Origin of the sequence: Klebsiella oxytoca (assembly GCF_009707385.1) — a bacterium.
Taxonomy (GTDB): domain Bacteria; phylum Pseudomonadota; class Gammaproteobacteria; order Enterobacterales; family Enterobacteriaceae; genus Klebsiella; species Klebsiella oxytoca_C.
The window spans coordinates 836489-848553 of record NZ_CP046115.1; the positions used below are offsets into that span (position 1 = coordinate 836489).

General features: G+C 55.4%; 12 protein-coding genes. 10 read left to right on the forward strand and 2 right to left on the reverse strand.

Annotated elements, in window-relative coordinates; all coding sequences use genetic code 11:
* Positions 1-484 precede the first annotated feature (484 nt).
* Both nhaA and nhaR read left to right on the forward strand, forming a co-directional pair.
* Positions 485-1660 (forward strand): Na+/H+ antiporter NhaA, encoded by a 1176-nt coding sequence (nhaA, locus tag GJ746_RS03975; RefSeq protein WP_154679025.1) that lies wholly within the window; start codon positions 485-487, stop codon positions 1658-1660.
* Between the two features lie 52 nt (positions 1661-1712).
* Positions 1713-2612 (forward strand): transcriptional activator NhaR, encoded by a 900-nt coding sequence (nhaR, locus tag GJ746_RS03980; RefSeq protein WP_154679026.1) that lies wholly within the window; start codon positions 1713-1715, stop codon positions 2610-2612.
* 108 nt (positions 2613-2720) lie between these two features.
* On the opposite strand, the gene rpsT is transcribed toward nhaR, so the two are convergent.
* Positions 2721-2984, reverse strand: coding sequence for a 30S ribosomal protein S20 (gene rpsT, locus GJ746_RS03985; RefSeq protein WP_003018940.1), 264 nt, complete (start codon positions 2982-2984; stop codon positions 2721-2723).
* A gap of 330 nt (positions 2985-3314) precedes the next feature.
* Between rpsT and ribF the strand changes: the two genes are divergently transcribed.
* The 7 genes from ribF (at position 3315) to GJ746_RS04025 (ending at position 10444) form a co-directional block, all read left to right on the forward strand.
* Entirely contained in the window at positions 3315-4253 is a 939-nt protein-coding gene (gene ribF / locus GJ746_RS03995; protein WP_154679027.1) for a bifunctional riboflavin kinase/FAD synthetase, read from the forward strand.
* Positions 4254-4297: 44 nt separating this feature from the next.
* Positions 4298-7114, forward strand: coding sequence for an isoleucine--tRNA ligase (gene ileS / locus GJ746_RS04000; RefSeq protein WP_154679028.1), 2817 nt, complete (start codon positions 4298-4300; stop codon positions 7112-7114).
* Positions 7114-7614: a signal peptidase II gene (lspA, locus tag GJ746_RS04005; protein ID WP_024360376.1), complete on the forward strand. Its 501-nt coding sequence runs from the start codon at positions 7114-7116 to the stop codon at positions 7612-7614. The genes ileS and lspA overlap by 1 nt, the downstream gene beginning before the upstream one ends.
* A gap of 54 nt (positions 7615-7668) precedes the next feature.
* Positions 7669-8118, forward strand: coding sequence for an FKBP-type peptidyl-prolyl cis-trans isomerase (gene fkpB, locus GJ746_RS04010; RefSeq protein ID WP_154679029.1), 450 nt, complete (start codon positions 7669-7671; stop codon positions 8116-8118).
* Position 8119: 1 nt separating this feature from the next.
* Positions 8120-9070: a 4-hydroxy-3-methylbut-2-enyl diphosphate reductase gene (ispH, locus tag GJ746_RS04015; protein ID WP_154679030.1), complete on the forward strand. Its 951-nt coding sequence runs from the start codon at positions 8120-8122 to the stop codon at positions 9068-9070.
* Positions 9071-9135: 65 nt separating this feature from the next.
* Positions 9136-10050 (forward strand): ribonucleoside hydrolase RihC, encoded by a 915-nt coding sequence (gene rihC / locus GJ746_RS04020; protein WP_154679031.1) that lies wholly within the window; start codon positions 9136-9138, stop codon positions 10048-10050.
* 31 nt (positions 10051-10081) lie between these two features.
* A complete protein-coding gene (locus GJ746_RS04025; protein ID WP_154679032.1) occupies positions 10082-10444 on the forward strand; it encodes a DUF805 domain-containing protein in 363 nt (120 codons plus the stop codon).
* Here GJ746_RS04025 and GJ746_RS04030 read toward each other — a convergent pair.
* Entirely contained in the window at positions 10377-11321 is a 945-nt protein-coding gene (locus GJ746_RS04030) for a LysR family transcriptional regulator (protein ID WP_154679033.1), read from the reverse strand. The two genes, GJ746_RS04025 and GJ746_RS04030, sit on opposite strands and share 68 nt — an antisense overlap.
* A gap of 92 nt (positions 11322-11413) precedes the next feature.
* On the opposite strand from GJ746_RS04030, the gene GJ746_RS04035 reads away from it, so the two are divergent.
* The gene (locus tag GJ746_RS04035; protein ID WP_154679034.1) at positions 11414-12043 is read left to right on the forward strand and encodes an alanyl-tRNA editing protein; all 630 of its coding nucleotides are present in this window, start codon (positions 11414-11416) and stop codon (positions 12041-12043) included.
* Positions 12044-12065: the final 22 nt, after the last annotated feature.

Sequence of the window (12065 nt, forward strand, 5' to 3'; positions counted from 1 at the left end):
CTTTTTCACATTAACTAAACACTCTTTTAATAATATGCTCAATTTAATTCTATAAATTAATGCTGCATACGTTAGTTATCATAACAATAATACTTACGGCATATTGGCAGTGAAACTGTGGTGCTTCTGAGCTGCGACTGGCGCCGTTGTGATGGTCACGTGCTGTTAGCATGGTGTACTGATGATTGTCTCCCGCTGCGCCTATCGCAGATCGCGTGGAGGAAATGTTATAGCTGTCAGCGCGACAACGCCTGAACAACCCTGTCCGAACCATTCATAGCATGCGATGTCAGCGTCTGTAAGAAACCGGTACTGATGACTCTGGCGTTAGTCAGCGTTTTTTCCTCATATAAACGGCTTTGATAAAACGGATCTATTGATCGGTAAAGCCGAGCTTAATGGCAATTTAAAACTGATTTTTTCGATGTTTCAGCGTCTGTATTATACTTTTATCGAGTTATTTGCCGAAAAAGTGAGAGTAAAAGTGAAACATCTGCAGCGTTTTTTTCATAGCGATGCTTCCGGAGGCATTATCTTAATCTTTGCCGCCGCGCTGGCTATGTTACTCGCCAATACCGGCGTAGCCAGTGAACTTTATCGCTCTTTTCTGGAAACGCCCGTTCAACTGCGCGTCGGTGCGTTAGAGATCAACAAAAATATGTTGTTGTGGATTAACGACGCGCTGATGGCGGTCTTTTTCCTGCTTATAGGCCTGGAAGTGAAGCGCGAAATGAAGCAGGGAGCGCTGGCCAGCCGCCGTCAGGCGGTGTTTCCTGTCATCGCCGCGCTGGGCGGAATGGTGGTTCCGGCGCTGGTCTACCTGGCGTTTAACGGTCAGGATGCTGTTGCCAGAGAGGGCTGGGCGATTCCGGCTGCAACCGATATTGCCTTTGCGCTGGGAGTACTGGCCTTGCTGGGCAATCGGGTTCCCGCCGCGTTGAAGATTTTCCTGATGGCGCTGGCTATTATCGACGATCTGGGGGCGATTATTATTATTGCCTTATTCTATACCAACGATCTTTCCGTGCTGTCGTTGGTGGTTGCTGCGGGGGCGATCCTGGTTCTGGCGGCGTTAAATCTGTGCGGCGTACGGCGTACTGGTATCTATATTCTGGTCGGTGCTGTGCTGTGGACCGCGGTTCTGAAGTCGGGAGTTCACGCGACGCTGGCCGGCGTTATTGTCGGCTTTATGATCCCGCTTAAAGAGCAAAACGGTAAATCCCCGGCGAAGCAGCTTGAACATGTCCTGCACCCGTGGGTGGCATTCCTGATCCTACCGCTGTTCGCCTTTGCTAATGCCGGCGTTTCTTTACAGGGCGTGACGGTAGAAGGACTAACCTCGTTGCTGCCGTTAGGTATTATCGCCGGGCTGTTTATCGGTAAGCCGCTGGGGATTAGCGCATTTTGCTGGCTGGCGCTGAAGCTGAAATGGGCCTCGCTGCCGGAAGGCACTACCTGTAAGCAGATTATGGCCGTCGGCATTTTGTGTGGCATTGGTTTTACCATGTCGATTTTTATCGCCACTCTGGCGTTCAGCAGCGTTGATCCTGGATTAATCAACTGGGCCAAACTGGGCATCCTGATCGGTTCGATATTATCGGCGGTAACGGGATACATCATCTTGCGTAAGCGCGTAACGGATTCGGACTACGCGGCTTAACATCTCGCGGAGAGCCGTTAAGGCTCTCCCGGACATTAGCAGGGAGAGAAGCATGTCTCATATCAACTACAACCATCTTTACTACTTCTGGCATGTCTATAAAGAAGGTTCCGTCGTTGGCGCGGCGGAAGCGTTGTTTCTGACGCCGCAAACGATTACCGGGCAGATTAAAGCGCTGGAAGAGCGCCTGCAGGGAAAATTATTTAAGCGCAAAGGAAGAGGGCTCGAGCCCAGCGAACTGGGGGAACTCGTATTCCGCTATGCGGACCGGATGTTTACCCTGAGCCAGGAAATGCTCGATATTGTTAACTACCGTAAAGAATCGAATTTGTTATTTGATGTTGGCGTCGCGGACGCGCTATCGAAAAGGTTAGTGAGCGGGGTACTGGATGCCGCCGTTGTTGATAACGAACAGATCCATTTGCGCTGTTTTGAGTCGACCCACGAAATGCTGCTGGAGCAGCTAAGCCAGCATAAACTCGATATGATTATCTCCGACTGCCCCATTGATTCCACCCAGCAGGAAGGACTGTTTTCGGTGAAAATAGGTGAATGCAGCGTCAGCTTCTGGTGTATGAATCCGCCGCCGAAAAAGCCGTTCCCGGCCTGTCTGGAAGAGCGCCGTTTACTGGTTCCCGGACGTCGTTCCATGTTAGGGCGCAAGCTGCTTAACTGGTTTAACTCGCAGGGGTTGCAGGTGGAGATTCTCGGCGAGTTTGATGACGCGGCGTTGATGAAGGCTTTTGGCGCGGCGCACAATGCGATATTCGTTGCACCGACGCTGTATGCACATGATTTCTATAGCGATGAGTCCATAGTGGAGATCGGGCGGATGGATAGCGTCATGGAAGAGTATCACGCTATCTTCGCCGAACGAATGATTCAGCATCCGGCGGTTCAGCGTATTTGTAATCGCGACTATTCGTCGCTTTTTATGTCGCCGCAGGCATAAGCAAAGACGGCTTCTGGTTACGGGGACATGCCGTAACCGGGTTGAATCGACAGGCATAAAAAAACCCGCTTTCGCGGGTTTTTTTACAAAGCGACAACAAGCCGGAGATTAAGCCAGTTTGTTGATCTGAGCGGTCAGGTTTGCTTTATGACGCGCTGCTTTGTTTTTGTGGATCAGACCTTTAGCAGCCTGACGGTCCACGATTGGTTGCATTTCGTTAAATGCTTTCAGTGCAGTAGCTTTGTCGCCAGCTTCGATAGCTGCGTATACTTTCTTGATGAAAGTACGCATCATAGAGCGACGGCTAGCGTTGTGCTTGCGGGCCTTTTCAGACTGAACGGCGCGCTTCTTAGCTGATTTGATATTAGCCAAGGTCCAACTCCCAAATGTGTTCTATATGGACAATTCAAAGGCCGAGGAGAATGCCCGTTTAGCCTTCTTTTGTCAATGGATTTGTGCAAATAAACGTCGCTTAAACCAACAACGCTTCATTACGTAGTGATGGCGCAAGATTCTACCAGCTTGTTGCGGGCGAATACAGCCTTTCGACCATAAAAATCGACGATGCCGGAGAGTTTTTCCTGCAATCTCACGCTGAGTGAATGAATTACCGGGATCTTTCGGTGAAGAGGTGCAATCGCTGGTTAACGTCGCCAGTTGTACAAGGTATACTCGGACGATTTTCACTGTTTTGAGCCAGACATGAAGCTGATACGCGGCATACATAATCTCAGTCAGGCCCCGCACGGGTGCGTGCTGACCATTGGAAATTTTGACGGCGTGCATCGCGGGCACCAGGCATTATTGCAGCGTTTGCGCGCGGAAGGTCGCCAGCTTGGCTTACCGGTAGTCGTGATGATTTTTGAGCCACAGCCGCTTGAGCTTTTTGCCGCCGATAAAGCGCCGGCGCGTTTAACGCGTCTGCGTGAGAAGCTGAACTATCTGGCCGAAAGCGGCGTCGATTACGTTCTGTGCGTGCGCTTCGATCGGCGCTTTGCGGCGTTGACCGCCCAGGACTTTATCAGCGAACTGCTGGTCCGTCAGTTAGGTGTCCAGTTTCTCGCGGTCGGCGATGATTTCCGCTTTGGCGCTGGTCGTCAGGGTGATTTCTTGTTATTACAAAAGGCCGGTGTGGAATACGGCTTTGACGTCACCAGCACCCAAACCTTCTGCGAAGGGGGCGTGCGCATTAGCAGCACGGCGGTACGTCAGGCGCTGGCTGATGACGATCTGGCGCTGGCGGAGACGCTGCTGGGGCATCCGTTTACCATCTCTGGTCGCGTGGTGCACGGCGATGAACTCGGTCGCACAATAGGTTTCCCGACGGCGAATTTACCGCTGCGTCGTCAGGTTTCCCCGGTAAAAGGGGTCTATGCGGTAGAAGTAAAAGGGCTTGGCGACAAAACGTTTATGGGCGTCGCCAACATTGGTACTCGTCCAACGGTATCCGGCGTGCGTCAGCAGCTGGAAGTCCATCTGCTGGATGTTGTAATGGACCTCTATGGTCGCCATATAGATGTAATACTGCGTAAAAAAATACGTAACGAGCAGCGATTTGCGTCGCTTGATGAGCTGAAAGCGCAAATCGCACGTGATGAGTTAACGGCCCGCGACTTCTTTGGGCTAACCGGGCAGGTTTAAGCCTGACGGTGTTTATCAAACCGAAATACGGAACCGAGAATCTGATGAGTGACTATAAATCGACCCTGAATTTGCCTGAAACAGGGTTCCCGATGCGTGGCGATCTCGCCAAACGCGAACCGGGAATGCTGGCGCGTTGGACCGATGATGACCTGTACGGCGTCATTCGTGCAGCCAAAAAAGGCAAAAAAACCTTCATTCTGCATGATGGCCCTCCATATGCGAATGGCAGCATTCATATTGGTCACTCGGTTAACAAGATTCTGAAAGACATTATCGTTAAGTCCAAAGGGCTGGCGGGCTATGACTCTCCGTACGTACCGGGCTGGGACTGCCATGGTCTGCCGATCGAGCTGAAAGTGGAGCAGGAATACGGTAAGCCGGGTGAGAAATTCACCGCCGCCGAGTTCCGCGCCAAGTGCCGCGAATATGCCGCTCTGCAGATTGACGGGCAGCGTAAAGACTTTATCCGCCTTGGCGTGCTCGGCGACTGGTCGCATCCGTACCTGACCATGGACTTCAAAACTGAAGCCAATATCATTCGTGCGCTGGGTAAAATCATCGGCAACGGCCACCTGCACAAAGGCGCGAAGCCGGTGCACTGGTGCGTAGACTGCCGTTCTGCGCTGGCGGAAGCGGAAGTTGAGTATTACGACAAAACCTCTCCGTCCATCGACGTGGCGTTTCACGCGATCGATAAAGCGGCGGTGCTGGCGAAGTTTGGCGTGACCGACGTTACCGGCCCGGTTTCTCTGGTTATCTGGACCACCACCCCGTGGACTCTGCCGGCAAACCGCGCCATCTCCCTGTCGCCGGAGTTTGACTATGCGCTGGTGCAGGTCGACGGTCAGGCGCTGATCCTGGCGAAAGATCTGGTTGAAAGCGTGATGAAGCGCGCAGGCATCGCTGATTACCGCATTCTGGCGGCGACCAATGGCGCCGAGCTGGAGCTGATGCGCTTTAAGCACCCGTTCCTGGATTTTGACGTACCGGCGATCCTTGGCGATCACGTTACGCTGGACGCAGGTACCGGAGCGGTGCATACCGCCGGTGGCCACGGCCCGGATGACTACACCATCAGCCAAAAATACGGCCTTGAAATCGCTAACCCGGTTGGCCCGGATGGTTCCTATCTGCCGGGGACCTATCCGTCTCTGGACGGCATTAACGTCTTTAAAGCCAACGACATCATCGTTGAGATGCTGCGCGACAGCGGCGCGCTGCTGCACGTTGAGAAAATGCAGCACAGCTACCCATGCTGCTGGCGCCACAAGTCGCCAATCATCTTCCGCGCCACGCCGCAGTGGTTCGTGAGCATGGACCAGAAAGGCCTGCGCGCGCAGTCGCTTTCCGAAATCAAAGGCGTGCAGTGGATCCCGGACTGGGGCCAGGCGCGTATCGAATCGATGGTCGCCAACCGTCCTGACTGGTGTATCTCTCGTCAGCGTACCTGGGGCGTTCCGATGTCGCTGTTCGTCCACAAAGAGACGCAAGAGCTGCACCCGCGGACTCTCGAACTGATGGAAGAAGTGGCGAAACGCGTCGAAGTTGACGGCATTCAGGCGTGGTGGGATCTCGATTCCCGCGACATCCTCGGCGCCGACGCCGATAGCTATGAGAAGGTGCCGGATACGCTGGACGTCTGGTTTGACTCCGGGTCGACCCACTCCTCCGTCGTTGACGTGCGTCCGGAATTCGCCGGCCACGCCGCCGATATGTATCTGGAAGGTTCCGACCAGCACCGCGGCTGGTTTATGTCATCCCTGATGATTTCTACCGCGATGAAGGGCAAAGCGCCTTACCGCCAGGTACTGACCCACGGCTTTACCGTGGATGGTCAGGGCCGCAAGATGTCCAAGTCTATCGGCAACACCGTCTCTCCACAGGATGTCATGAACAAGCTGGGTGCGGATATTCTGCGCCTGTGGGTGGCCTCCACCGACTACACCGGCGAAATGGCGGTCTCCGACGAAATCCTCAAACGTGCCGCCGACAGCTATCGTCGTATCCGTAACACCGCGCGCTTCCTGCTGGCGAACCTCAACGGTTTCGATCCGGCAAAAGACATGGTGAAACCGGAAGAAATGGTCGTGCTGGACCGTTGGGCGGTTGGCTGCGCGCAAGCGGCGCAGGACGATATCGTTAAAGCCTATGAATCTTACGATTTCCACGAAGTGGTGCAGCGCCTGATGCGCTTCTGCTCCATCGAAATGGGTTCGTTCTGGCTTGATATCATCAAAGACCGTCAGTACACCACCAAGGCGGACAGCATTGCGCGTCGTAGCTGCCAGACCGCGCTGTACCACATTGCCGAAGCGCTGGTGCGCTGGATGGCGCCGATCATGTCCTTCACCGCTGACGAAATTTGGGGTTACCTGCCGGGCGATCGCGAGAAATACGTCTTTACCGGCGAATGGTACACCGGTCTGTTCGGCCTGGATGCTGACGAAGCGATGAACGACGGCTTCTGGGACGAGCTGCTGAAAGTGCGCGGCGAAGTCAACAAGGTTATCGAACAGGCGCGCGCTGACAAGCAGGTGGGCGGCTCCCTGGAAGCGGCGGTGACGCTGTATGCCGATGCCGATCTCGCGGCGAAGCTGAACGCGCTGGGCGATGAATTACGATTTGTCCTGTTGACCTCAGGGGCGAAAGTTGCCGATTATGCGCAGGCTCCAGCCGACGCCTGGCAAAGCGAGCTGCTGAAAGGCCTGAAAGTCGTGCTGAGCAAAGCCGAAGGTGATAAGTGCCCGCGCTGCTGGCATTACACTACGGATATCGGCAAGGTGGCGGAACACGCGGATATCTGCGGACGCTGTGTCAGCAACATCGCCGGTGACGGCGAAAAACGTAAGTTTGCCTGATGAGTAAACCGATTTGTTCAACGGGGCTACGCTGGCTGTGGGTCGTCGTAGCCGTGCTGATTATCGATTTAGGCAGTAAATTCCTGATCCTCCAGAACTTTGCTCTGGGGGATACGGTTTCGCTGTTCCCATCGCTTAATCTGCACTATGCGCGTAACTATGGCGCGGCCTTTAGCTTCCTCGCCGACAGCGGCGGCTGGCAGCGCTGGTTCTTCGCCGGTATCGCTATTGGTATCTGCGTGATCCTCGCGGTGCTGATGTATCGTTCTAAGGCGACGCAAAAGCTGAATAACATTGCCTATGCGCTGATCATTGGCGGCGCGCTGGGCAATTTATTCGACAGGCTCTGGCATGGTTTTGTCGTCGACATGATCGATTTCTACGTCGGGGACTGGCATTTCGCCACCTTCAACCTGGCCGATACCGCCATTTGTATCGGCGCAGCTCTGATTGTGCTGGAAGGCTTCTTACCGAACGCGGCTGCGAAGAAACAGGCGTAACAAAACTCGCCCGTTGGCCCTCGCGCCATCGGGCAAAACAAGTGAGCAACCTGCATGTCTAAATCAGTACAGAGCAACAGTGCGGTGCTGGTGCACTTCACCTTAAAGCTCGACGATGGCTCCACCGCAGAGTCAACCCGCAGTAACGGTAAGCCGGCGCTGTTTCGCCTGGGCGATACTTCACTTTCGGAAGGCCTGGAACAGCACCTGCTGGGGCTGAAAGAAGGGGATAAAACCACCTTTTCGCTGGAGCCGGACGCTGCCTTTGGCGTACCAAGCCCGGACCTGATCCAATATTTCTCGCGCCGGGAATTTATCGACGCGGGCGAGCCGGAAGTCGGCGCGATTATGCTCTTTACCGCAATGGATGGCAGCGAAATGCCCGGCGTGATCCGCGAAGTGAACGGTGATTCGATCACCGTTGATTTCAACCATCCGCTGGCCGGGCGTACCGTTCATTTTGATGTTGAAGTGCTGGAGATCGATCCGGCGCTGGAGGGGTAAGATGCAGATTCTGTTGGCTAACCCGCGCGGCTTCTGCGCAGGCGTTGACCGCGCTATCAGCATTGTTGAAAACGCGCTGACGCTATACGGCGCGCCGATCTACGTGCGTCATGAGGTTGTGCACAACCGCTATGTTGTCGATAGCCTGCGGCAGCGCGGCGCTATTTTTATCGAGCAGATTAGCGAAGTGCCGGACGGTGCAATCCTTATTTTTTCCGCTCACGGCGTCTCTCAGGCCGTGCGCAACGAGGCGAAAGGCCGCGATCTGACGGTTTTTGATGCTACCTGTCCGCTGGTGACCAAGGTGCATATGGAAGTTGCCCGCGCCAGCCGTCGGGGTGAAGAATCCATTTTGATTGGTCACGCCGGTCATCCGGAAGTCGAAGGCACCATGGGCCAGTACAGCAACCCGCAGGGGGGGATGTACCTGGTGGAATCACCGGATGATGTCTGGACGCTGAATGTGAAAAACGACGCTAAGCTATCGTTTATGACCCAGACGACGCTCTCGGTCGACGATACCTCTGACGTGATTGACGCTCTGCGCGAACGCTTTCCGAAAATCGTCGGGCCGCGCAAAGATGATATCTGTTATGCGACGACCAACCGACAGGAAGCCGTCCGCGCTCTGGCCGGGCAGGCCGACGTAGTGCTGGTGGTAGGTTCGAAAAACTCCTCGAACTCAAACCGCCTGGCCGAGCTGGCCCAGCGAATGGGGAAAGCGGCGTATCTGATCGACGATGCGACCGATATCCAGGAAGTATGGGTGAAAGAAGCACAGTGCGTCGGCGTGACCGCAGGCGCATCGGCTCCGGATATTCTGGTGCAGAACGTGATTTCGCGTCTGCAGGAGCTGGGCGGCGGCGAAGCGGTGCCGCTGGAAGGCCGCGAAGAGAATATTGTTTTTGAAGTGCCGAAAGAGCTGCGCGTAGACGTCCGTGAAGTAGAGTAAGTTCTTTCCCGCCGGAGTGTGAGAAGATGCCAGACCTGACGTCTGGCATTTTTTATGGAGAAACTATGCGCTTACCCATCATTCTGGATACCGATCCCGGCATTGATGATGCCGCGGCGATTGCCGCCGCGCTGTTCGCCCCCGAGCTGGATCTACAGCTGATCACCACGGTGGCGGGCAATGTGTCGGTGGAGAAAACCACCCGTAATGCCCTGCAGCTTCTGCATTTCTGGAACGCCGATATCCCGTTAGCCCAGGGCGCATCGATGCCGCTGGTGCGTCCGCTGCGCGACGCAGCCTCCGTACACGGTGAGTCAGGGATGGAGGGGTATGATTTCGTTGAACATAACCGCCAGCCGCTGGCAAAGCCCGCTTTCCAGGCGATCCGCGATGCGTTGATGCATGCATCGGAACCGCTGACTCTGGTGGCGATTGGCCCGTTGACCAACATCGCGCTACTGCTGACCCAGTATCCCGAATGCCGCTTTAACATCCGTCGCCTGGTGATTATGGGCGGCTCCGCCGGGCGCGGTAACTTTACCCCGAATGCGGAATTTAACATCGCCATCGATCCGGAAGCGGCGGCTAAGGTGTTCAACAGCGGGCTGGAAATCGTCATGTGCGGGTTGGACGTGACCAACCAGGCGATGCTGTCCCCGGAGTATCTCTCCACGCTACCAACGCTTAATCAGACCGGTAAAATGCTCCACGCGCTGTTTAGCCACTATCGTAGCGGCAGTATGAGCAGCGGTTTGCGCATGCATGATCTGTGCGCGATCGCCTGGCTGGTTCGTCCTCAACTTTTCACCCTGGAACCATGCTTTGTGACGGTAGAAACCCAGGGAACGTGGACCTCCGGGACGACGGTGGTCGATATCGAAGGTAAACTGGGCCAACCGGCAAACGCCCGGGTGGCTTTGGGGCTGGATGTCGAAGGATTCCAGCGCTGGGCGGCCGAGGTAATTGCGCTGGCGCCTTAAAAATAGGATAAACATCAGGGAGATGTACATCATGGCTTATGGAGAAGCTTATCTAAAAGGCTGGAAAAACGCGTTTAATTTTTCCGGCGTGGCCAGCAGGCTGGAGTTTTGGTCTTTTTTTATCACCAATCTGCTGGTTCTGGCTCTACCGCTTGCGGCCTGTCTACTGGCGATGCAGTACCGTTATCAGTACGGGGTTTTGCTTTTTTACGCCGTGCCGCTCAGTTTTATCCTGCTGTTGGTGATGATCGTCCCCGTGCTGGCCGTTGGCTGCCGCAGGATGCACGATATCGGTCGTTCCGGCTGGTGGTTTGCCCTGTGCCTGATTATTCCCTGGTTTTTGATCGTCGCGCTGTGGCTGTGCTGCCTGAGGTCGGCCCCATCTTCTCGCTAAGATAATCAATCATCGCCCGCATTCTGGCGGGCATATGCTTGCTGCCCGACCACAGTAACCACAGCTGGCCGGAATAGCTGCTGATAAACTCCCATTCCTCTAAGACCTGCACAATCTCGCCGCGGGCCAGCGCCTCACGTGCGGTAAACAACGGCAGGCTACCGATGCCCAGATTCTGCTTCACGGCATCAAGGCGCACGGCGGTGTGGTTGGCGGCGTAACGGCCATGGGTCTGGATAGTTTCTGTCGTACCCTCGCGACGAAACTTCCAGCGCGAATCAGCGGGCGTTTCGCCAAGGCTGATACAGCTATGTTCACGCAGATCCTGCGGCGTGCGCGGCTTTCCATATTGTTCAAGGTAGCCTGGCGTCGCGCACACCACGTGGCTGATTGGCATCAGCGGCTTCCCGTGCAGTCCTGGCGATGGCGTATGGGTGATACGCAGCGCCAGATCGATGCCATCATCAATAAAATCGAGAACCCGGTCTTCAAGCCGCAGGCAGACGTCGATCTGCGGATAGCGGGTAAAAAACTCCAGCATAAGCGGGTGAATGACAAACCGCCCCACAGCTTTCGGCACGCTTAGCGTGAGCTTTCCCTGCGCTATTGCCTGGGTACTGCTGGCGGAATCCATAGCCAGGCGCGCCGACTCCACCATCCCCTGCGCATGCTCATATACCGTCTTCCCGGCGTCGCTAAGGCGCAGCTTACGCGTAGTTCGGTGCAGCAGTTTGCAGCCCATCTCCTGTTCCAGGCGCGAGACGCTGCGGCTGATGGCGGAGGGCGTGGCGCCTGTCTGCCGCGCGACGGCGGAAAAGCTGCCCTGTTCAACAATCTGTACAAACAGAGCGAGGTCGGGTAGCAGGCTCAGATTCATTTGTGCTTCCAGAGCAAAACTGCATTGATGTTATGCGGGATTATCCCTTTCAGGAATATCAATATACTGTCCTGACAAAGAGGAGAGCAACCATGACTGAACGACTTTATTACACCAGCGATGCGACTGAATGCCTGGCGCGAGTCGTCAATTGCTCAGGCGAAGCGGATGGCCGCTATGCCATTGAACTGGATCGTACGCTATTCCATCCGCAGGGCGGAGGGCAGCCTGCGGATCGCGGCTGGATCGACGAACTGACCGTCGAGAGCGTTGTCGCACGCGGCGAGAGTATTATGCATATAGTTTCGCAGCCGCTACCGCCCGGCGAGGTGGCGATCCGGGTGGATGCTGACGCAAGACAGCTGCACGCCCGGCTACACACCGCCGGACACCTGCTTGGCCAGGCCGGTGAACGTTCCGGTTGGCAGCCGGTCAAGGCTCATCATTGGCCGGGAGAGGGGCGCATTACTTTTGCCGCCGGGGCGAATGCTTCGCTTCCAGAAGCCAGCGCGCTGTTAAGGCAGGTAGAAGTCTGGCAGGCAGAGAATTTAAGGCGTCAGGTTTCTTTTGCCGGGAGGCGACGTAAGGTCGGGTTTGGCGATATGCCGGGCTATGCCTGCGGCGGCACGCACGTGACCAGCCTGTCCGAACTGGGAAAGGTCGTCATTACCCAAGTGAAGATGAAAAAAGGCCAGATGATTGTGAGTTACATCGTCGAATAGGCTAGTCACAGGAGATGCCACA